Consider the following 22,842-nt stretch of genomic DNA (forward strand, 5'->3'; position numbering starts at 1 on the left):
CACTTCTTCTACTCATTTAAAACGAATTTTGGAATAGATATTTAATCAAAAAATTTCCGTTTCAAATTTGTATAAATGAGAATATTATTGACCTTACTATTAGCTTCTTTTCTTCTTGTAAATTGTACTTCAAAAAATGATGCAATTAAAGAATACAAAACAGATTTTAATCAAAATTGGCAGTTTTATTTATCTCAAGAAAATAAAGAAATTGATGAAGTTTCAGAAAATCAATATAAAAAAGTAAATTTACCTCACGATTGGGTTATAGCACAACCTTTTGACTCTACTTTAGTAAACGATGCTTATGCAACTGGTTATTTGGCAAGTAAAGGATATGGTTTTTACAAGAAAACTTTTAATGTTCCTACTGATGAAAACAAAGAAACCTACATTCTATTTGATGGAGTTTATAACAATTCAGAAACGTTTATCAACGGAAAAAAACTAGGATTTCATCCTTATGGATATTCTCCTTTTTACTACAATTTAATTCCGTATTTACACAAAAACGGAAAAGAAAATACCATTTCTGTAAAAGTTGATCATTCACGTTATGCAGATTCAAGATGGTACACAGGAGCAGGGATTTATAGAAATGTAAAATTATTTACCGTAAATAAATTACATATTCCTATTTGGGGAACTTTTATAACCACTCCAAAAATCACAGAAGAGAATGCTACTGTAAATTTAAAAATAAACGCTCAAAATAATTTTTCTTCGGATGAAAAAGCAACGCTGAAAACAATAATTATTGATGACAATAACCATCAAGTTGCAGAGTTAGAAAGCGAAATTAATATCGAAGCAAATTCATCAATAGAAGTTACGCAAAACATCAATATAGCAAACCCAGATTTATGGGATGTTGAGAATCCTCATTTATACAAAGCTATCACTTCTATTCAAAAAAATAACAAAACCATTCAAAATTACACCACAACATTTGGGATAAGAACCATACGTTTTGATGCAAACACAGGTTTTTATTTGAACGGAAAAAATATGAAAATAAAAGGTATCTGTTTACATCATGATGGTGGTTTGGTTGGTGCTGCAGTTCCAAAAGGAGTATGGAAAAGGCGTTTACAAATTTTAAAAGATGGAGGTGCAAATGCAATTCGTGTTTCTCATAATCCTGCATCCAAAGAATTTTTAGAACTCTGTGATGAAATGGGATTTTTAGTGCAAGATGAATTTTTTGATGAATGGGACAATCCAAAAGACAAGCGTTTCAATCAAAATGAATCGAAAAGTAAAGATTACATCACAAGAGGTTATGGAGAGCATTTTCAAAAATGGGCAAAAGCAGATTTAACAAATGTGATGTTGAGCCATAGAAATCATCCATCGATTTTTCAATGGAGTATTGGTAATGAGATTGAATGGACTTATCCTAGAAACGCTCAAGCAACAGGCTTTTTCGATAATATGAGTTGGGATGGAAACTACTTTTGGTCTGAACCACCTTTTACAACTGCCCAAATTAAAAAGCAATTAGAAACCTTACCAAAAGGGAAATATGATATTGGAAAAACTGCCAATAAACTATCAAAATGGACAAAAGAATTAGACAAAACAAGACCTGTAACTGCTAATTTAATTTTGCCTTCTGCAAGCCATTTATCTGGTTATACAGATCCTTTAGATGTTGTAGGGTACAGTTATAGACGTGTTTTATACGATTATGGACACAAAAATTATCCTGATAAACCCATTATGGGAACTGAAAATTTAGCACAGTTTCACGAATGGAAAGCCATTATGGAACGTCCTCATATTGCAGGAACTTTTCTCTGGACAGGAATTGATTATATGGGAGAAATTAGAGATCCTTGGCCAGTGAGAGTGCAACCTTCTGGAATGCTGAATTCAGCAGGTTTCAAAAAAGGTTCTTATCATATGATGAAAACATTGTGGAATGACGAACCTCACATCCATATTGCAACACAAAACATTGAAAAATCTTTAAATATAATTGATAAAAAAGGAAATATTGTTGCAAAAAATCCTGAACAATGGAAACAAGCGTTGTGGGTTTGGCAAGATGTAAATGAGCATTGGAATTACAATAATAATGAAATGATTTCAGTAGAAATCTATTCGAATTGTGATGAAATTGAACTGTTTTTAAATGATACATCTTTAGGAAAAAAGAAACTATCCGATTTTGAAGATCACATTTACAAATGGGGAGTTCCTTTTGCTGATGGAAAGTTAGTTGCTAAAGGTATTAAAGACGGAAAAAAAATTACATCAGAATTAATCACTGCAAGAAAAGCAACTCAAATTCAGCTTTCATCTGAAGAAAAAAATATCAATGCCAATAATTATGATGTTGCACATATCATTCTTCAACTTACGGATGATAATGGAAACCCTGTAAAAACAGACAACAGAGAAATTACTTTTAACATAGAAGGAGAAGCAAAATTATTAGGAATAGATAATGGTTGGAAAAAGAGTGTTGAGAAATTTCAATCTAATTCAGGAACAACATATAAAGGTAGAACCTTATTAATTATCCAAGCAAAAAACAAAAAAGGGAAAGTTAAAATTACGGCAACTTCAAAAGACTTGCCATCACAAACGATAACAATAAATATTCAATAAATATGAAACTTAAAAATATATTACTCTTTGCTACTATAAGTCTATTTTTTGCTGCTTGTGCAGTCGCAAAAAAAGAAACATCAGAAAAAAAAGAGGTAGCAAAATCTACATCAGTAAAAAACGGAATAAAACAAAAATTAGAAACCAATTTTAATCGTGGAATTATCGCAAAAGCAATTGCAGAGAGTTACCCAGAATTAAATCAAACTTGGGAATTAGAAGCCAATTTTTCAGACGAATTTAATTACGAAGGCAAAAATGATGAGTTTAAAAAGAACTGGAATGACAGCTATTTTAATGGTTGGAGAGGACCTGGTTTAACAGAATGGACATCCAATAATTCTGATGTGAAAGAAGGAAATTTAATTATTTCAGCTTCAAGAAAACCAAATACAAATAGAGTCTATTGTGGTGTAGTTACATCAAAACAAGAATTAAAATACCCTGTTTATACAGAAGTAAGAGCTAAAGTTGCGAATCAGGTTTTATCATCAAACTTTTGGTTTTTAAGCAAAGACGATAAAAGAGAATTAGATGTTTTAGAGATTTATGGTGGAGACAGAGAAAGCGAAAAATGGTTTGCAGCAAATGCAGCTTCTAACACCCACGTTTTTTTAAGAAATGATAGTGATAACTCAATTATAAAAGACATCAATAAATCTGTAAAAAGCAAATTAGCAGATGGCTCTCCTTGGAGAAACGAATTTCACACCTATGGTGCTTATTGGAAAGATGCATTTACAATCGATATTTATTATGATGGAAAATTGGTAAATCAAATACGTAAAGAAAGTATACAAGATCCAGCAAATTTAGGCTTAAACAGAGCAATGTTTATGGTGATTGATTTAGAAGATCACGATTGGAGATCAAGAAAAAACCCTCCAATAACACCAACAGATGCTGAACTTGCTGATGAAACAAAAAACAAGTATTTGGTAGATTATGTAAGAACATTTAGACCCGTTCATAAGAATTAAATAAGAGAATAAATTATAAATGAAAGCTACACAATATCAAGGAAATCAAACATTTTCTGTTATAGAAAAAGAAATAGAAGCACCAAAAAATGACGAAGTAAGAATAAAAGTTGCTTATGTAGGTGTTTGTGGAACAGATGTTCATATTTACCATGGAATGATGGATAAAAGAGTTCAAATCCCTGTAACCATTGGTCACGAAATGTCAGGAGTTATTGATGCTATTGGAAGTGATGTTACTAATTTTTCTATTGGAGAAAAAGTAGTGGTTCGTCCATTAGATGACAGAAAAGCAAAACCATCAGACAAGGGATTCAATCACGTTTGCGAAGAATTAAAATTTATTGGAATAGACAGTCCTGGAGCCATGCAACAATATTGGAATGTACCTGCATTTACGCTTCATAAATTAAAAGTAACTACCGATTTAAAATTGGCGGCTTTAATTGAGCCACTTTCAGTTGCAGCACACGATGTTCGTTTAAGCGAATTAAAAAAAGGAGAAACTGCAGTTGTTTTAGGTGGTGGACCTATTGGTTTATTGGTAGCAATGGTTGCTAAAGAAGTGGGTGCTCAAGTGATTATTTCAGAAGTAAATCCAAAAAGAATTCAAAAAGCAAAAGATTTAGGTTTTGATGCTGTAAGTCCTATTGATATTGATTTAGTACAATATGTTTCTGATAAAACAGAAGGAAGAAAAGCAGATGTTGTTTTTGAAGTTGCTGGTGTACAACCAGCTTTAGATATGATGTGTGAAATTGCAGGAATTAGAGGAAGAATTGTAATGGTAGCCATTCATGGAGAAAAAAAACCAGTGGATTTATTTAAGTTTTTCTGGAAAGAATTAAAATTGATTGGAGCCAGAGTATACGAAAAAGAAGATTATGAAAAAGCAATTGATTTAATCACAACAAATGAATTGCCATTTACAGATATGATAACAGATGTACAACCTTTAAGTAACATTCAACAAGTTTTTGAAAATATAGATAATAATCCTGATGGATTAAAAGTCTTAATGGATTGCCAGTTATAGTAAAAATGTTGAATTGTGTAATTGTTTAATAGGGATGTTTACACTTTTCAACACTTCAACAATTAAACAAAAAATAATAATGAGTATTTTAAATACATTCAGTTTAGAAGGAAAAACAGCTATCGTAACAGGTTGTAAAAGAGGAATTGGCAAAGCAATGGCTGTAGGGTTAGCAGAAGCTGGTGCAAATATTATCGGAGTTTCAGCATCATTAGAATTAAATAATTCTGATGTTGAAAAAGAAGTAATAGCAAGAGGTAAAAAATTCAACGCCTATCAATGCGATTTTTCTGATAGAAAATCCCTGTACAAATTTATTAGTGAAGTAAAACAAGATTTTCCACAAATAGATATCTTGGTAAATAACGCAGGTACAATTTTACGTGCACCAGCAGCAGAACATCCAGATGAAATGTGGGATAAAGTAATTGAAGTAAATCAAACTGCACAATTCATTTTAACCAGAGAATTTGGAAAAGAAATGATTGCAAGAGGTTCAGGAAAAGTGATTTTCACAGCTTCATTACTAACTTTTCAAGGAGGAATTACAGTACCTGGATATGCAGCAAGTAAAGGAGCAATTGGTCAAATGACAATGGCTTTTGCAAATGAGTGGGCAAGCAAAGGTGTAAATGTAAATGCAATTGCGCCTGGATATATTGCCACAGATAATACAGAAGCCTTACGTAATGATCCAGACAGATCAGCATCAATTTTATCAAGAATTCCTGCTGGAAGATGGGGGAAACCAACTGATTTTGCTGGTCCAACTGTATTTTTAGCATCAGATGCAGCATCTTATATGAATGGTTCTATAGTTCTTGTTGATGGTGGTTGGATGGGTAGATAAAAAGCCCTTAATCCCAAAGGAAAATTAACAAGTTTCCTGCAAGGTTTAAAAAAATTGTAGGTATAAATAGAAAAGTGAATAATAAATAATACCTGCAAGGTCAAAAAAAGACCTTGCAGAAAAAAATATATACTGCTTTTGCGCTTTTGCGTTTTTGCGAGAAAAACAAATATTATGTCAGATATTAAAGAATACCAAATGTTTATTGATGGTGATTGGATAACTTCTACATCAGGAGAAACCATAGACATTGTTAGTCCATCAACGCAAGAAATTGTGGCTAGAGTTCAAAACGGAACAGCAGAAGAAGCTATTGAAGCTTTAAATGCAGCAGATGTTGCTCAAAAAGAATGGAAAAAATTACCACCTAGAGAAAGAGCAGATTTGCTGTACAAACTTTCTAATGAAATAAAAGAAAATGCAAATTTTTTAGCGGAATTGTTAGTAAAAGAACAAGGAAAATTATTAAAAGTAGCAAAAATGGAAGTTGCTGTAGCTACTTCTTTTATAGAATATGCTTGTGAAGGTGCAAGAAGAATAGAAGGAGATATTATTCCATCTGATAACCCAAATGAACAAATCTGGATTCAAAAAGTACCAAGAGGAGTTGTAGTTGCAATTACAGCTTGGAATTTCCCTTTTGCTTTAGCAGCACGTAAATTAGGACCAGCATTAATTGCAGGAAATACAATTGTTATCAAACCGACATCAGAAACACCTTTAGCAACTTTAGAGTTAGGGAGTCTTGCTAGCAAAGTTGGTATTCCAAAAGGGGTTATTAATATTTTAACAGGTCCAGGACGTGCAATGGGTAATGCCTTGGTAGAAAGCCCTATTTGTAAAATGGTAACAATGACAGGTTCTACTCCTGTTGGCCAACAAATTGCAAGAAATGCAGCACAAAATTTAACCCACGTTCAATTAGAATTAGGTGGTAAAGCTCCTTTTATTGTTTTTGAAGATGCAGATATTGATGCTGCTGTAGACGCTGCTTTACATTCAAGATTTGACAATTGTGGACAAGTATGTACATGTAATGAACGTATGTATGTTCATAAAGATATATATGATGTTTTTATGGAGAAATTCATCGCGAAAGTGAAAAAGATTAAAGTAGGAGATCCAATGTTAGAAGATTCTGATATGGGACCAAAAGTAAATGCAAACGAATTAAAACATATGGAGCATTTAGTAAAAGTGAGTTTAGAAGAAGGAGCAACTTTAGCCACTGGAGGTAAAAGACCCGAAGGAAAACAATTTGAAAAAGGATATTGGTTTGAGCCAACTGTTTTAACCAATGTTTCTCAAGACATGACTATTGTACACGAAGAAGCTTTTGGACCAATTTTACCAGTCTTAAAATTTAAAACTTTTGATGAAGTAATTGGGTATGCCAACGATTGTGACTATGGTTTAGCTGCAATGGTTTTTACCAATAATATGAACACCATTATGAAATGTAATGATGAACTGGAGTATGGAGAAATCTATGTAAACAGAGGGCATGGAGAACAACATCAAGGGTTTCATAATGGATATAAATTATCTGGTTCTGGAGGTGAAGATGGTAAATATGGTTTTGAACAATATTTAGAAAAAAAGACTTTTTATATAAGACATAAAGTTTAATAAAATGAGTACAGAGATAAAAAAAATAGAAACAAAATTATTTACAGTTCCATTACCAGAAGTAATGTCTGATGCGAAACATGGAGATCATTATCATTTTGAGTTGGTCACTGTCACCATCACTTTAGAAGATGGTAGTGAAGGAACAGGGTATACTTATACTGGAGGAAAAGGTGGTCACGCAATAAAAGCGATGATTGAACACGATTTTACAGAAGTTTTAATCGAAAAAGATGGAACAAATATCGAAGAAATCTACGATTTTTTAGAATGGCATATTCATTATGTGGGTCGTGGAGGAATAGCCTCTTTCGCAATTTCTGCTGTTGATATTGCACTTTGGGACATCAGGTGTAAAAAATTAAATCAACCTTTATGGAAAGTAGCAGGTGGTGCAAATAACACCTGTAAAGCGTATTGTGGAGGTATTGATTTAATGTTTCCAATTGAAAAACTTTTAGGGAATATAAAAAGTTATTTGGAAAGAGGATTTAACGCTGTAAAAATAAAAATTGGTAGAGAAAATTTACAAGAAGATTTAGACAGAATAAAAGCAGTTAGAGCATATATTGGACCAAATGTTACGTTTATGGTAGATGCCAATTATGCTATGACAGTAGAAAAAGCTATCAAAGCAATAGAAGGCTTTAAACAATATAATATTACTTGGTTTGAAGAACCTATTATTCCTGATAATTACAAAGGCTATGCAGAAATTGTGGATGCTACAGATTTTCCTTTAGCAATGGGTGAAAACTTACACACTATTCATGAGTTTGAGTATGCAATGGAGCAATCAAAATTGTCTTTTGTACAGCCAGATGCATCTAATTGTGGTGGTGTTACAGGCTGGTTGGCTGCTGCAAAATTGGCTGCAAAAAATAACATTCCTGCATGTTCTCATGGGATGCAAGAATTACACGTGAGTCTAGTTGCTGCTCAACCCAATGCAGGTTGGTTAGAAGTCCATAGTTTCCCTATTGATGAATATACAATGCGTCCTTTAATGGTAGAAAATTATAGAGCAGTAGCTCCAAATACACCTGGAGTTGGAGTAGAGTTTAATTGGGAAAAATTAGCTCCTCATCAACAATAAAACCTAAATAATGAGTATAGAAATTACAGATAAACAACAAGATTTTTTAGGAATTAGGAATAAAGACAAATTAAGTGCAGCAAGTAAAAGAGCTTTGCAATGGCCTTCAGATTTAGATTGTGATTGGTTTTTTGAGTATGAAATTGAAGACCTTAAAGGAGATTTGGCTTACGAAGAAGGCATTGTAAGAAGAGACCCAAGTGCAATGATAAAGTTTGATGGCAAATATTTTGTTTGGTATAGCAGAAGTGTTGGTCCAACTCAAGGTTTTGCTGGAAATATTTCTGAAGATAAAGTTTTTCCTTGGGATAGATGTGATTTGTGGTATGCCACTTCTTATGATGGTATTACATGGAAAGAAGAGGGTTTAGCTGTAGAAAGAGGAAAAAAAGGTTATTATGATGATCGTTCTGTTTTTACACCAGAAATTATGGAATATGATGGAGTATATTATTTATCCTATCAAACTATAAAAGGAGACTATACAGTTCGTGTAAAAAATGAAGTTGGTTTAGCTTGGTCAAATTCTCCTTATGGACCTTGGGAAAAAAGTAAAATACCTATTTTAAAACCAGCAGATAATGGTATTTGGAAAGGAAAAACACAGAATAGATTTGCAGTAGAAAAAAAGGGGGATTTTGATAGCCATAAAGTACACGACCCTTGTATAATTCCTTACAATAATAAATTCTATTTGTACTATAAAGGTGAGCAAATGGGAGAAGCTATCACCTTTGGTGGTAGACAAATTAGACACGGAGTTGCTATTGCAGACCATCCTAAAGGGCCTTATATAAAGTCAGAATACAATCCAATTTCTAATAGCGGACACGAAATTTGTGTTTGGCCATATAATGGAGGAATATCTTCTTTAATCACTACTGATGGTCCAGAAAAAAACACCTTACAATGGTCTCCAGATGGAATTAACTTCGAAATAAAAAGTGTGGTAAAAGGTGCTCCACATGCAATAGGATTAAATAGATATGTAGACCCAGAAATTCATCCAACACATATTTTAAGGTGGGGTTTAACTCACAAATATATGAATGATGATTATCAATATATAAGAAGGTTTACTACTTGGAAAATGAGACATCATACAGCAAAAGGAGAAATAACAACATAAACAATTAACTAAAACTAAAATATGTCAAGTAAAAAATTCTTTGTAGTCAAAATTGCAGCTATAGTAGCATTAGGAGGATTTCTATTAGGTTTTGACGCTTCTGTTATTTCTGGAGTTGTAAAATTTATAGAACCAGAATTTAATCTTACAAAATTAGAATTAGGTTGGGCAGTTAGTTCCATCACTTTGACAGCTGCATTAGGAATGATGATTGCTGGTCCAATGAGTGATAAACATGGAAGAAGAAAAATACTAAAATTTGCGGCTATATTATTCACAATTTCAGCTGCTGGTTCTGCATTAGCAGGTACATTTATCTCATTGATTATTTTTAGAATGATTGGTGGTTTAGCAGTAGGTGCTGCATTAATTATCGCTCCAATGTATATTGCTGAAGTTGCACCACCAGAAAAACGTGGTCAGTTAGTTTCTTTCAATCAGTTGAATATTGTAATTGGTATTTCTATCGCTTTTTTTACAAATTATTTGATTTTGAAATGGGGAAATTCTGATGCTGAATGGACAAAAACCTTTGGTTTCGACAAATGGAATTGGAGATGGATGTTAGGTTTAGAAGCTATACCAGCAATCTTATATTATTTAGGATTATTTATAGTGCCAAGAAGTCCAAGGTGGTTAATGACTCAAAATAAAAAAGAAGAAGCACTTGTTGTTATGAAAAAAGTAGTTTCAGAAAATGAAGCTATTTCTCAATTAAATGAAGTAGAGCAAAGTATTGCAGAAGATAAAAACAAAACAAAATCCAAAATTAGCGATTTGTTTAAGAAAAATATGCGAAAGGTTATAGTTATTGGTTTGATTGTAGGAATTTTTCAACAAATTGTAGGTATAAATGCAGTTCTTTTTTATGCGCCAATGATTTTTGAACAGACAGGAATTGGTACAGATGCATCTTTTATTCAAGCAGCTTTGGTAGGTGTTACCAATTTAGGGTTTACTATACTTGCCATCTTAACAATCGATAAATTCGGAAGAAAACCATTGTTAATTATTGGAATGGTAGGAATTGCAATCTCTTTGTTTTTATTAAGTTACGGTTTTAGCGAAGCTACTTATACTTTAAATGAGACAGCAATTTCAAACTTACCTGCTGAAATCAATCAAACTAAAATTCTTCAATTAAAAGATAAAGTATTTGAAAGTGATATTGATTTTAAAGCAGCACTTACTTCTACTTTAGGAGAAGAAGCTGCTTTAACACACGAATCAACATTAATTACTGCATCAGCAAATATGAATACTATCCTTATTTTAATAGGAATTATTGGTTTTGTTGGTGCATTTGCAATGTCTATTGGTCCTGTAATGTGGGTATTGTTTTCAGAATTATTTCCGAATAAAATTAGAGGACTTGCCATTTCATTCGTTGGCTTAATAAATTTGGCAGTTGCTTTTTTAGTGCAATTATTATTCCCCTGGCAATTGGCAGAAATAGGAAACACAAACACCTTTTTATTGTTTGGTGTTTTTGCAGTGATTGGTTTGGTTTTAATCTGGATAAAAGTTCCAGAAACAAAAGGAAAATCATTGGAGGAATTGGAAGAATTATTAGTAAAATAAAATTTAATATTAAATAAAATGAAGCAATTTATATTCTTTTTAATGCTTTCTATATTTTTTATAGGATGTAAAAATGAAAAAGTTGAAGACGCTAAAGATGTTTTAGTCTTATTAGATTTTGATACAAATTTTAAGCAATCTCAAGTAATTCCTCAAGATGCAACCTTCGAATTAATTAAGAATTCAGATGATAACCTTCTAAAAGTGAATAGTGGTTTTACAGCTGATAAACCAGGAGTTGTAATTAAAGAATCTGCAGATAAACCTTGGGATTTAACAGGGTATAAAACTGTAAAAGCAGATGTTACCAATAAAGGTGATGAAGCGATTCAAGTAGAAATGTTTGTGGGCGATGACCCAGATGGTTTGGTAAAATGGTATTGTTCAGATTATATGGACATAAATCCTGGAGAAACTAGAACTATTGCTGTAAATTTAGCTTGGACAGAAGATTGGGCGTTTTCGCCTCAAATTGAAGTCAATGGAATGCGTGGTGTTCCAGGAAAATTAAAAACGGATATTCAAAAAATAAATCAGGTTTCTTTTAACTCACGTTATGCAAAAAATAGTACACATTATACAGTAGATAATATTAGAGCAGAAGGTAAATTAGAGATAAGAAATCCTAAAAATTTCTTTCCTTTTATTGATGAATTTGGACAGTTTATTCATAAAGATTGGGAAGGTAAAATGCATTCTAATCAAGATTTAGTAGAAAGTGCAAAGAACGAATTAGCACATTTAAATAAAAGTATAGGGCCTAAAAATATTGGAAAATTTGGAGGTTATACAAAAGGTCCAAAATTAAAAGCAACTGGTTTTTTTAGAACAGAAAAAGTCAATAATAAATGGTGGATTGTTGATCCTGAAGGATATATCTTCTGGACAGCTGGTTTAAATTGTGTGGCTTCAGATGCTGTTTATACTGGTGTTTCTGATAGAGAAAACTATTTTAAAGAACTACCTAGTAGAGATTCTGATTTTGGTCAATTTTACTCTAAAGGAACATTTACTTCTCACGGATTTTATTTAGATAAATTACCTTACGATGCTTATAATTTTTATCAAAGTAATCTATTTAGAAAATATGGTGATGATTGGTTGGCATCTTTTAGAGATGTTGCTCACAAAAGAATAAAAGATTGGGGAATGAACACGATTGGTTTTATGTCCGATTTTGGCGCAACAAAACAACACAGAACTCCTTATGTGGGATCAATTTGGATAAAAAATACGCCAAAAATTTTAGGTTCTGAAGGTTTTTGGGGTAAATTTCATGATGTCTTTGATCCAGCTTTTAGAATTGCTGTAAAAAATTCAATTGAATCTCAAAAAGAAGGCGCAAACGACCCTTGGTGTATTGGTTATTTTGTAGATAATGAATTGTCTTGGGGTTTACCAGGTTTTTTAGCAATTGGAGTTTTAAAAAGTGATAAAAGTCAACAAGCGAAAATTAAGTTCATTAAAAATCTAAAAAATAAATACAAAAAAATTGAAGTATTAAATGCTGTTTGGAAAACAAAACACAATTCTTGGGATGATTTGTTAAAATCAACAATTCCACCAAATGAAGCAAATGCTAAAGAAGATTTAATTGCTTTTTATGGAGAAATTGTTGATACTTATTTTAGAATTATTAATGAAGAACTAAAAAAAACAGCTCCAAATCAAAATTATTTAGGATGTAGGTTTGCTTGGGCAAATAATGATATTGTACTTTCTACAGCTGGTAAATATTTAGATATTATGAGCTTTAATAAATACGAATATAGTATCGAAAACTTCAAATTACCAAAAGGAGTAGACAAACCAGTTATGATTGGAGAATTTCATTTTGGGGCTTTAGATAAAGGTAGTTTTCACGTAGGAATAAAAAAAGCAAGAAATCAAGCAGAAAGAGGACAAATGTATCAAGATTATATTCGAGGTGCTTTAAGACATCCAAATATTGTAGGTGCACATTGGTTTCAATATATAGATGAACCAAATACAGGACGTTTTGATGGTGAAAACTACAACGTTGGTTTTGTAGATATTGCTGATAATCCTTTTGAAGATTTAATCAAAAAAGTAAAAGAAACTACGTATTCTATGTATGATTATCGAATAAACAATTCTTTTAAACAATAAAACAAATTTTGTTTTTATAAAGTTTAATTTTTAGTTGTAAAAAAACCATTTGTTTTACATTTTAAATATTCTGTTTCCTTTAGCTATCAATCATAAAGATACTTTTGTGTAATACATCAGATATATTAAGTATAGAAAAAAATGATAATGGTAAAAAAGAAATTAGTGTACCTATTAAACTTATTCTTAATTTTTGGAATATTATTTGCTTGTAGTAGTGATGATGGTGAAGAAAATTTTCCTGAAGACACTCAAAATCCAACTATTACCTGTCAAGCTAATATTAATGTAAATATTGCTTCTACTGAAAGTTCAGTAGCAATTACTTATCCATTGCCAACAGCAACAGATAATGTTAGTGCAAGAGTTATTCTTTTAAAAGGATTAAAGTCTGGAGAACAATTTCCTGTTGGAACTACTACCAATACTTTTAGAGCATTTGATGAAGCAGGAAATTCTGTTGAATGTAGTTTTGATGTTATTGTAACAAGAGACTCACCATCTAATAACCAACCTTATTTTATTGGAAATGACCCAAAACCAACTGGTAAAAAATGGACTAAAGTTGAAAATTTATCTGATGATTTTAACGGAACAACTTTTGATGATGTAAAATGGCATCGAAATCCTTCTACAGATGGTTTTAACTGGCGAGGAAGACCTCCAGGATTATTCAAATCTGAAAATGTTACAGTTGCTAATGGAAATTTAAATGTCGCTGTTCAAAAGTTGGCATCTACACAAACAGTAAATGGAAACGAGTATACACATAGTGGAGCAATTATACGTTCAAAGAAAGTTGCTGTTCAAGGCCAATATTATGAATGTAGAATGAAAGCAAATAGTACAGTGATGTCTTCTACTTTTTGGATTGCCTATAAACAAAGTTGTAGTTCTGGTCCTGTTAGAAAACTTGAATTGGATATTCAAGAATGTGTAGGACGTGTTCATAATGGTACTTCAGATTGGGCAAAAGATTATGCTAACATTTTCGCTTCTAATACTTGGAGACATCAAAGAACTTGCGATACTGGCGAAAACGAATCGAAACAATCACCTGGTAAAACTATATTAAGCGAAGAAAATAATTCAAGATATTTTGTATATGGTTGCTGGTGGAAATCTCCAACAGAAATTTTATTCTATTTAGATGGAGAATACACACACTCTATTACACCACCTACAGATTTTGATTTAGAAGGGCATATAACAATGGCAATTGAAACCTATGATTGGAATCCTGTTGATGATGCAGGGAGTATATTTAACACAGGCTCTGTTGATGAATTGACCACTAAATACGATTGGGTTAGAACTTGGAAGTTAGAAGATGAATAATATTAGAGAATTAGTTTGATATAATTGCCAAGTTATCAGATTTTACTCCTTCCACAGAAGCAGAAACTAAAATTTTCCCTTGCTCTTTAGTCGATTGTACAATTATAATAGCTTTTCCTTGATGCGTGATAATCTTATTTGTTTTATGAGATTGCACATTCATTTCCCAACCATTATCAACGCCAATATTTTTTGCTTCGCCAGATAAATTGAAAGTTACTTCTTGGTCGTTATCTGTAATTAAATTTCCATTTTTATCTAATAAATTAATCGTGACAATTGCTACATCATAACCATCTGCATTCAACTCATTTTTGGTCGATTCAATTTTAATTTTTGTAACTGTTTTGCTTGTTGTATTTAAAATATATTCATCCGCTTTTTTACCATTATCATAACCAACTACTTTTAATTCTCCTTTAGAATATGGAACTAACCATTTAATAATGTGATCTGTGTCTGTAAAATCTGCGAGTTTCTGTTTTCCTAAAGATTTGTTATTTAAGAATAATTCTGCTTCTTCACAATTGGTATATGCCTGTACTACAATAGCTTCATTAGTATCATATTTCCATTTTGGATATACTTTATACCATTCCCATTTACGTAGCATTTTCCAAACTGGTGGAGGTGTAAATTGCATTTCAAATTTCCAGCCATTTTTTTTAGAAAATGAAAATTCACTCTCACTTTCTGGAGTTGTAACCATATATACTTTTGGTTCATCTTTCCAAAGGGTTTCATAAAAATGACCTCTTGGTGTTTTAAAACCTGCGTAATCAAAAAACGAAATATTCAAGCCTTTTCTTGGCCAAGGACCAGCTTCACCTAAATAGGCAAAACCTGTCCAAACGAAAATTCCAGATACAAAATCACGTTCTATTACGCTTTTCCATTCGTCATAATTCCCCCAATTTTCAGAACCTAAAATAACTAAATTAGGATATGCTTTATGAGCAACATCATATTCTGTTGCTCTGTAATTAAACCCAAAAACGTCAACCGTTTTTCCATAACCACTTGCCATTCCAACAGAAGGTAACACACTACCACAAGTTACAGGCCTTGTTGTATCTTCTTCTTTTACCCATTTTGTAAGTTTTTTTGCAATGCTTGCTAAAGGATCTTTTCCATCAATATTTTTATGGAAAACTTTTTTAATAATTGCTTCATCATAAGTAGGAACAAGCTCATAACCTTGATCGCTAGATTTTGCATTTACTTCAGCAAAAGTTTTTGGATAATGAGAAAAAGTCCATTCAATTTCGTTACCAATACTCCACATAAATACAGATGGATGATTGAAATCTCTTCGAATTAAATCTTTCAAATCACGTTCTGCCCATTCATCAAAAACTGCTGGGTATGATTTTGACGATTCCATAGAAGCTGCATTGTCTCCAATATGAATTTTACTCTTTTTTTTAGGTTCATTCCATTCGTCAAAAGCTTCATTCATCACTAAAATTCCTTGAGCATCACAAACTTCTAACAACTCAATTGCGTGTGGATTATGTGCAAATCTTATCGCATTTACACCAATAGATTTTAGTTTTTCAACACGATATTCCCAAATTGCTTTTGGCACTGCTGCACCAACAGCACCAGCTTCGTGATGTAAATTGACACCTTTTATTTTTACATTTTTTCCATTTAAAAAGAAGCCTTTATTGGCATCAAAACGAATAGAACGAATTCCAAAAGTTTCTGTTGTATTGTCAATTATTTTTCCATTTTGAAGTAAATTTACTTCTAACTTGTACAAATTTGCATTTTCAGTTGACCATAATTTTGGATTTTTAATATCAATTTTGATAGTTGCTATTTCGTCAATATTGGAAATTTCTTTATCGTTTTTAGTGATTTCATTACCATTGTTGTCGAAAATTTTATAATTCAAAGAAAGATTAGACACATCTTCAGCTGATGAATTTTCAAGTTTTGTATTGATATTTACAACTGCATTTTCAGTCGTAACTTCTGGAGTTGTTATTTGAATTCCCCATTGAGCAATGTGTAATTTCGATTGTTTAATCAATTGCACTTTTCTGTAAATTCCAGAACCTGTGTACCAACGTGAATCTGCATAGGCTTTTCTATCAACTTTAACAGCAATCACATTTATTGAACCATCAAAATTTAAATAATCTGATAAATTATAAGAAAAAGAGCTATAACCATTTGGTCTTTTTCCAAGAAAATGTCCATTAATCCAAACTTCAGAGTTGTTATAAACTCCATCAAATAGCACAGAAATGTGTTTGTTCTTATCATCAACATTTACAATAAACGTTTTTCTGTACCAACCAATTCCACCTTCTACAAAACCTGTACTTGAAGCAGTTTCTCCCTCTTTTTGGTATCCTTTTTCAATACTCCAATCGTGAGGAACATTTAATGTTCTCCAATTTGTATCATCTAAATCAATTGCTTCTGCATTTGGTTCATTTGCTAAAGAAAATTTCCAATTTTGATTAAAATCTTTAACAACTCTATGATTATCATTTTTTGAACACGCAGCTATAATTAGTATTCCTATTAAATAAAAAAAATATTTCATCAGTTTATTATCTATTAACTAATTTCCAAGACCTTACCCAGTTATAAGTAGTGGTTCTATCTTCTTTAGAACCTGTCATTCCTCCATCTTCAGGAACAGGATTCCAGTTATAGGTTTCTACCACCAATCTTAAATGCATATCAATATCAAAATCTGCTGGAGGTTTTACTTTAGATTGAAATTTACCATCTAAAAAGAATAAAATTTCGTCTTTAGATTTCCACCAAACTCCATAAACGTGAAAATCGTCATATACTTTTCCACCTAAATCTGCACGTGCTTTTTCTGATGCCTTTACATAATCACAACCTTCAGGAATATTTCTACTATGGGTATTTGAGTTCATAGCTTGGTCAAAATATTTCATCCACTCTGCCTTATTTGTAATCTCGCCAACGCATTCTGTAATATCTAATTCTGTAACTCTTTTATCACAACCATTTGCTTTGCTTCTGTCATTTATCAACCAAAAAGTTGAAGACATAAATGTTTTATTCGCTTTCATTTCACATTCATAATAACCGTATTTCATCGATTTTCTAGAACCAACAAAACCACCTCCGTGTGTAAATGTTTGATTATTTTTAATGATAGGTTTTGGCAATAGTGTAGTTGTTATTTGTAAACTACCATCTTTAACCTTGATATTATCAGCTACAAATAAACCTGGTGCTCTACCAATCCAACCTTGACCATATATTTGCCATTTTCTTTCATTTACTTTTTTGCCATCGAATTCATCAGACATTTTTTTTACCAATTTCCATTTTTTGTCAGCTGGTTTTGGGTCTTCTCCGTCTTTAAAAGTTGGTGATTTTTGTGCAAAAAATGTTGTTGTAATTAAGAATACTATAATTAATAAACAGTTGCTTTTTTTTGATATTAAATTCATTTTTGGTGGCATTAATTTTATCACTATTTAATCATCAGTTTTTTAACAATACTTTTTCCATTATTTATAAAAGTTATAAAGTACAATCCTTTATTTTTTAAAGAGCTGATGTCTAAATCTAAATTATTGTTTTCAAATTTGGAATTCATTATATTTTGTCCTAATAAATTATGAACAGAAACAGTTGTAATTCCTTCTAAAAATTCAGTTTTAATATGCACCAAACCACTTGCAGGATTTGGGAATAATTCAATGTTAACATTATTTTTGATAAAACTCGCAGATGAAAGTACCAATTGAGAACTAGTAACTTTATCAATTATTTGAGCGTCAGTTCCACCATTTGGTCTAATATCTGCAACCACTTTATAAGTATCATTTGCTAATGCATTTGTTAGAGAAAATGTGATTTCGTTATTACCAAAACCTTCCAAACCATTTACAGTTTTTTTATAAACTTCATTGTTTGCAGCATCGTGCACGTAAAAATTAATTTCTCTGTTTACATTCGCTTTGTAATTGTAAGAAACGGTTAAAGAAGTGTTTCCGTTTGTTACAGTTGGTGTTGTATTAAAATCGATATCTTCAGTAAAAATTGGTGCTTTTGTAACAATTGTATTTTTTTCTATGACTTCAAAATTATCTCCAAAAGCTTCATTTGCATCAGATTGTGTATAAAAATAGAATTTAATTTTAGTTTCTGTTCCTGTAGTAAATTCTAAATCGGCTTGTTCGTAAGTTGTATTTGTTAAATGTTTAGATGCTAAAATAGCACCACCTATAATATTTTCTTTTGCTCCTAAAATTACATTTCCGCTTACAACTTTAGCAAAACATTTAAGATTATAAGTTGTATTTGGTTTTAAAATTACTGCATATTCGTGTGCACCATTTCCTTTAATATGTGCAGCATAAATACCTTCATAAACATCAGTTGAAGTAACATTTCTTATAGTGCCTCCCCAACCTGTCCAGTTTGTTAAATCGCCATTTTCGAAATCATTATTTTCTAGAGGAATGCTACCCTCTGCACCAAAAATTGGAGTTAGTCTGTAACTTCTAACCCAATCATAATAAACAGTATTTATAGCGTCGTTATTTAATTCTGTATCTGTAGGGTATGGTGTTAACCAATTATAAGTTTCTGATACCATTGCTATGAACATTGGTCTATCAAAAGGATTTGCATCTATGGTTGTATTAAAAGAAACGGTTTCTCCTAATCTACCATCAGAATAAAAAGTAGCCGATTTTGTGTTTTTCCAATACATCCCATAGGTATGATAATCTTCCCAAACTTCACTACTTAACTCATTAGATTCTGTACCATTTGAATAAAAAGTTTCATCAGATTCTCCACAAGGAATATATCTAAAATGTGTGTTGGATTTCTGTTTTGTTCTAAAAGATGAAGATTGATTTCTTGTATCTCCAACAGCTTCAACAATATCTAGTTCTTGACTATAAGAATCTGATGTGCAATTTGAGGTGTAATAATTTTGTTTGCTATTTGACAACCAAAATGTTGAAGACATTGCAATTTTAGAGGATTTCATTTTTGCTTCATAATACCCAAAATGAGCATTTTCATCTACAGATGTAACTGCGCCACCAAACATTGTATAATTACCTTGAGGCGAATCTAATTTTCCACTTTTTAATTGCATTGTTCCATCTTTTACACTTACTGCAGAAGATTCAAATCTTGCAGGTGGACGACCTTGCCAACCTGTTAAAAAAGTATTTCTCCATTTAGAAGTATTTAAAGATGTTCCATTAAATTCATCAGAATATTTATCATATAAAACCCATCTAAAACCTTTTGCTGGTTTTGGAGGTTGAGAATTTATTTTAATAGAAATAGTTATAAATAGTAATAAGAAAAAGAATTTCTTCATAACAGAAAGTGTAAATAATTTTGATTGTTTATCTCAATCAAAATTAGAAAGCAATAATTATAACTAGGGATAAAAACAGTTTTTTTAAGACTATATATGTCTTTAATATTTATTCTGTTAATTTTTTTTTGAATTGACTTAATATAATATCAAATAAACATTTGTTGCTCTATTAAATACATCTGTTATTCTTACTAATCCATTTATCAACTACTTTTAAATTCTAGTAATTTTTCATTTTAAAGCTGAAAATTCAGCAGAAAATATTTGGTTAAACAGATTTATTTTAAATAAAAAAACTATAAAAATGAACAAAAAAACAAATACTTTAAAGGGGATTTTTTTCCTGTTTTTATGTTGTTTCTCATTAAATAACAATGCACAAAATAAGGTGTTGTTTGTAAAAGATGTGCCAGTAAAAATGAAAAGTCAAAGTACCTATTCATTTTTTATTGGATACGAAGTTGAAGAAGATTCAGATTTAGCAATGGATATTTCTGGAGGGTCAAATAAATTTTGGGCAGGAAAAACAGTTCCAGTAGCAAAGGGAAAAGGCGTTTTTCAATTTACTATTTCAACCAACAAAACACCAAGCCCAGGAAAAGGATATAGAGTTTTAGTATCAGTTAGAGAAAGAGGAGGTGATTGGAAAACCGAAAAAGCCAGTTCTATCATCAGAAATGTAGAAATTACAAGTAAAGATAAAGTTGTAACAGATGATGCTACTTTTTCTTTAGCAACTCCAACCTCATTAACAAGCCGCGAAAAATTTGAGTTCGAAATTAATTACAAAGCAAGCGAACCAAGATTGTTACAAGTTGCACTTTGGAATGGTGGACAATGGATTGGAGCAAGTAAAAATAAAACTATACAAACAGGAGAAGGAACTGTAAAAGTAACCATTTCTACAGGTGCTCCTGCAGTAGGAAATACGTATAGATATGTATTGTATTATGGTTCTGGAGCAGGTTTTCCAAACACAAATATTGTAAGTAAAGAACTTTCTGGAATACAAATAACAAAAGCCGTTAAGACTTTAACTTTAGATGATTTAAAAGAGAAGAGTGTTACGATTGCTATCAACAAAAATTCATCAGAATTAACTTTACCCATACAATCTTCTTTTGAGTTTATTAGAATAATAACCACTAGAGGACAAATTATAAAGGAAAGTAAAAACACGAATACAATTTTAATAAATGATTTACCAAAAGGCAGTTACTATGCAATTACAAATACAGACGATTTTTACAAATTTTCTAAATTTTAAAATGATGAGTAAAAATTATATAATTGTATTTATCTTTTTGATAACAGTCCCTTTTTTTTCGCAAGAAAATGAAGTCAAAATAGATTTTACAACACAAAAGTTTATTGGTAATGAAAGCGAATTAAACAGAGCAAAATATTTTGCAATTCACGATTCTTACACAAGTTGGGATTTAGCTTCTGATGGAGAGTATTTATTCAAGAATTTAGGTATAGAATATGGACGAACTTTTGGAGGTCCAGCTCCTTTTAGAAAATCAAAAACAGAATTACAATCGATTTCTGAAGCAGAAGGAAGATCAAAATGGAGCAATGCAAATATTAAAAAAAGCCCACTTTTTAAAGAATTTGGTACTGCAGATTTTGTAATTACTGACCATCCAAGAGATGCTTTTCAGTACAGTTATAAAGATTACGATAAAATTGCAGCGTATAATGTCGCTTTCTTAAAGAACGCTTATCCTATTACTCCAAAATATTATGAGGTAATGAACGAGCCTTTTGTACACGCAAAAGACTATGTGAAAACTTGGGCAGAAACACCTGCTGTAATAGTAGAAATGTCTAAAGTATTTAAAGCAGTTGCAGACAAAGTGCATCAAGAAATTCCAGGAATGCAAGTTGGTGGTTATGCATCTGCTTATCCAGAAGTAGAAAAAGATAATTTTGATTATTGGAATACTCGTATGAAAACATTTATGGATGTTGCAGGAGAAAGTATGCAATTTTTTGCAACACATATTTACGATGGTAGAAATGTTCAAGGAGATTTTACCTTACGTTCTGGAAGTAATTCTGAAGCCATTTTAGATTTAATAGAAGCATACAGTTATAAAAAATGGAAGGTTGTAAAACCACATTTAATATCAGAATATGGCTTTACAGCCCAAGGTTTGGTGGGTAAACCTTATTCGCCAAAATTGAATGGAACTTGTTTAATAGCTTACAATAAAATATTAATGCAATTGTTAGACAAACCAGATCGTTTGGTAAAAGCAATTCCATTTATTACTGCAAAAGCCACTTGGTTTTATAATGATAAAAATCCAGACGGTTATCCTTATCCTTGGGTAATTAAAAAGAAAGAAAAAGACGGTTCTTACAGTTTCACACATCTTAAAAAATTCTATGAATTATGGAAAGGGATTTCTGGAAAAAGAACTGAAGTTGCCTCTAATAACCCAGATATACAAATACATTCTTTTATTAAAAAAGGGAAGAGTTTTGTAGCCATTAACAACTTGACAGATGAGAAAAAAGAAGTAAAAGTCTCGTTTTTAAATAATAGTGATAAATATATCAAAAATATCACTTTAAGAAGATTATATACAACAACTACTGGATTGCCACGATTGGTTTTTTATACAAATATTAAAAGCCTAAATACTGTTAATTTAAAACCTGGAGAGACAATTATAGCAGAATGTGACATTACAGATTTTGATTTTAAAAATTCAATAAAAGAACAAAATTTTTATACAGAAACTTATTTACAATCTATTCAAAAAAATAAGACTTTATCATTCACTTTTAACGAATTGCCGGCAGTTACAAATGGAAGAACTTCTTTAAAAATGGGAATTGGTAGAAATCACGATTTAAGTAAAAAACCAAAAATAACTGTAAATGGAAACTCAATTGAAGTACCTAATAATTGGGCAGGTTATGATCAAGCAAGCAGGAAATTATTTTTTGGAGTGATAGGAATCCCTTTTGATGTAAAATATTTAAAAACAGGAGAAAACATAGTAAATATTGCGTTTCCAGATGATGGAGGACATTTAAGTTCTTTAATTTTAAATGTAGAAAATAAGAAAAATTAATCATCTGTTCTACAA

General features: G+C 31.3%; 15 protein-coding genes. 12 read left to right on the forward strand and 3 right to left on the reverse strand.

Annotation, left to right across the window (positions count from 1 at the left end):
• Window positions 1-75: 75 nt before the first annotated feature.
• From BTO18_RS16295 to BTO18_RS16340, 10 genes are all read left to right on the forward strand, one after another.
• On the forward strand, window positions 76-2,616 hold the full coding sequence (locus BTO18_RS16295) for a glycoside hydrolase family 2 TIM barrel-domain containing protein (protein WP_105017247.1): 2,541 nt from the start codon (window positions 76-78) through the stop codon (window positions 2,614-2,616).
• Window positions 2,617-2,618: 2 nt separating this feature from the next.
• Entirely contained in the window at window positions 2,619-3,596 is a 978-nt protein-coding gene (locus BTO18_RS16300) for a LamG domain-containing protein (protein ID WP_105017248.1), read from the forward strand.
• Between the two features lie 19 nt (window positions 3,597-3,615).
• The gene (locus tag BTO18_RS16305; protein ID WP_105017249.1) at window positions 3,616-4,632 is read left to right on the forward strand and encodes a zinc-dependent alcohol dehydrogenase; all 1,017 of its coding nucleotides are present in this window, start codon (window positions 3,616-3,618) and stop codon (window positions 4,630-4,632) included.
• Between the two features lie 85 nt (window positions 4,633-4,717).
• Window positions 4,718-5,482: an SDR family oxidoreductase gene (locus BTO18_RS16310; protein WP_211295638.1), complete on the forward strand. Its 765-nt coding sequence runs from the start codon at window positions 4,718-4,720 to the stop codon at window positions 5,480-5,482.
• 174 nt (window positions 5,483-5,656) lie between these two features.
• Entirely contained in the window at window positions 5,657-7,111 is a 1,455-nt protein-coding gene (aldA, locus tag BTO18_RS16315; protein WP_105017251.1) for an aldehyde dehydrogenase, read from the forward strand.
• A 4-nt stretch (window positions 7,112-7,115) separates the two neighbouring features.
• Window positions 7,116-8,207 (forward strand): mandelate racemase/muconate lactonizing enzyme family protein, encoded by a 1,092-nt coding sequence (locus tag BTO18_RS16320; protein WP_105017252.1) that lies wholly within the window; start codon window positions 7,116-7,118, stop codon window positions 8,205-8,207.
• A gap of 10 nt (window positions 8,208-8,217) precedes the next feature.
• Window positions 8,218-9,336, forward strand: coding sequence for a glycoside hydrolase family 117 protein (locus tag BTO18_RS16325; RefSeq protein WP_105017253.1), 1,119 nt, complete (start codon window positions 8,218-8,220; stop codon window positions 9,334-9,336).
• A 21-nt stretch (window positions 9,337-9,357) separates the two neighbouring features.
• Window positions 9,358-10,917, forward strand: coding sequence for a sugar porter family MFS transporter (locus BTO18_RS16330; protein ID WP_105017254.1), 1,560 nt, complete (start codon window positions 9,358-9,360; stop codon window positions 10,915-10,917).
• A gap of 18 nt (window positions 10,918-10,935) precedes the next feature.
• A complete protein-coding gene (locus BTO18_RS16335) occupies window positions 10,936-13,047 on the forward strand; it encodes a beta-galactosidase (protein WP_105017255.1) in 2,112 nt (703 codons plus the stop codon).
• Between the two features lie 147 nt (window positions 13,048-13,194).
• On the forward strand, window positions 13,195-14,385 hold the full coding sequence (locus BTO18_RS16340) for an HYR domain-containing protein (RefSeq protein WP_105017612.1): 1,191 nt from the start codon (window positions 13,195-13,197) through the stop codon (window positions 14,383-14,385).
• 10 nt (window positions 14,386-14,395) lie between these two features.
• Here BTO18_RS16340 and BTO18_RS16345 read toward each other — a convergent pair whose 3' ends face one another.
• Genes BTO18_RS16345 through BTO18_RS16355 form a run of 3 tightly spaced genes read right to left on the reverse strand, consistent with a single transcriptional unit; the run spans window position 14,396 to window position 19,735 of the window.
• The gene (locus BTO18_RS16345) at window positions 14,396-16,945 is read right to left on the reverse strand and encodes a glycoside hydrolase family 2 TIM barrel-domain containing protein (RefSeq protein WP_105017256.1); all 2,550 of its coding nucleotides are present in this window, start codon (window positions 16,943-16,945) and stop codon (window positions 14,396-14,398) included.
• Between the two features lie 7 nt (window positions 16,946-16,952).
• Window positions 16,953-17,837, reverse strand: a complete 885-nt coding sequence (locus BTO18_RS16350; protein WP_105017613.1) for a family 16 glycosylhydrolase — start codon at window positions 17,835-17,837, stop codon at window positions 16,953-16,955.
• A 23-nt stretch (window positions 17,838-17,860) separates the two neighbouring features.
• On the reverse strand, window positions 17,861-19,735 hold the full coding sequence (locus BTO18_RS16355; protein ID WP_105017257.1) for a T9SS type A sorting domain-containing protein: 1,875 nt from the start codon (window positions 19,733-19,735) through the stop codon (window positions 17,861-17,863).
• Between the two features lie 307 nt (window positions 19,736-20,042).
• Here BTO18_RS16355 and BTO18_RS16360 point away from each other — a divergent pair, with 307 nt between their 5' ends.
• Window positions 20,043-21,005, forward strand: a complete 963-nt coding sequence (locus BTO18_RS16360; protein ID WP_105017258.1) for a hypothetical protein — start codon at window positions 20,043-20,045, stop codon at window positions 21,003-21,005.
• 4 nt (window positions 21,006-21,009) lie between these two features.
• Window positions 21,010-22,827: a beta-agarase gene (locus BTO18_RS16365; RefSeq protein WP_226789022.1), complete on the forward strand. Its 1,818-nt coding sequence runs from the start codon at window positions 21,010-21,012 to the stop codon at window positions 22,825-22,827.
• The last annotated feature ends 15 nt before the right edge of the window (window positions 22,828-22,842 follow it).

This window comes from Polaribacter porphyrae, from assembly GCF_002954685.1.
GTDB lineage: Bacteria > Bacteroidota > Bacteroidia > Flavobacteriales > Flavobacteriaceae > Polaribacter > Polaribacter porphyrae.

Coding starts and splice junctions, on each gene's coding strand:
- BTO18_RS16365 (WP_226789022.1), top strand. CDS start 21,010: ATGAGTAAAAATTATATAATTGTATTTATCTTTTTGATAACAGTCCCT.
- BTO18_RS16295 (WP_105017247.1), top strand. CDS start 76: ATGAGAATATTATTGACCTTACTATTAGCTTCTTTTCTTCTTGTAAAT.
- aldA (WP_105017251.1), top strand. CDS start 5,657: ATGTCAGATATTAAAGAATACCAAATGTTTATTGATGGTGATTGGATA.
- BTO18_RS16335 (WP_105017255.1), top strand. CDS start 10,936: ATGAAGCAATTTATATTCTTTTTAATGCTTTCTATATTTTTTATAGGA.
- BTO18_RS16305 (WP_105017249.1), top strand. CDS start 3,616: ATGAAAGCTACACAATATCAAGGAAATCAAACATTTTCTGTTATAGAA.
- BTO18_RS16345 (WP_105017256.1), bottom strand. CDS start 16,945: ATGAAATATTTTTTTTATTTAATAGGAATACTAATTATAGCTGCGTGT.
- BTO18_RS16340 (WP_105017612.1), top strand. CDS start 13,195: ATGGTAAAAAAGAAATTAGTGTACCTATTAAACTTATTCTTAATTTTT.
- BTO18_RS16325 (WP_105017253.1), top strand. CDS start 8,218: ATGAGTATAGAAATTACAGATAAACAACAAGATTTTTTAGGAATTAGG.
- BTO18_RS16355 (WP_105017257.1), bottom strand. CDS start 19,735: ATGAAGAAATTCTTTTTCTTATTACTATTTATAACTATTTCTATTAAA.
- BTO18_RS16300 (WP_105017248.1), top strand. CDS start 2,619: ATGAAACTTAAAAATATATTACTCTTTGCTACTATAAGTCTATTTTTT.
- BTO18_RS16360 (WP_105017258.1), top strand. CDS start 20,043: ATGAACAAAAAAACAAATACTTTAAAGGGGATTTTTTTCCTGTTTTTA.
- BTO18_RS16350 (WP_105017613.1), bottom strand. CDS start 17,837: ATGAATTTAATATCAAAAAAAAGCAACTGTTTATTAATTATAGTATTC.
- BTO18_RS16330 (WP_105017254.1), top strand. CDS start 9,358: ATGTCAAGTAAAAAATTCTTTGTAGTCAAAATTGCAGCTATAGTAGCA.
- BTO18_RS16320 (WP_105017252.1), top strand. CDS start 7,116: ATGAGTACAGAGATAAAAAAAATAGAAACAAAATTATTTACAGTTCCA.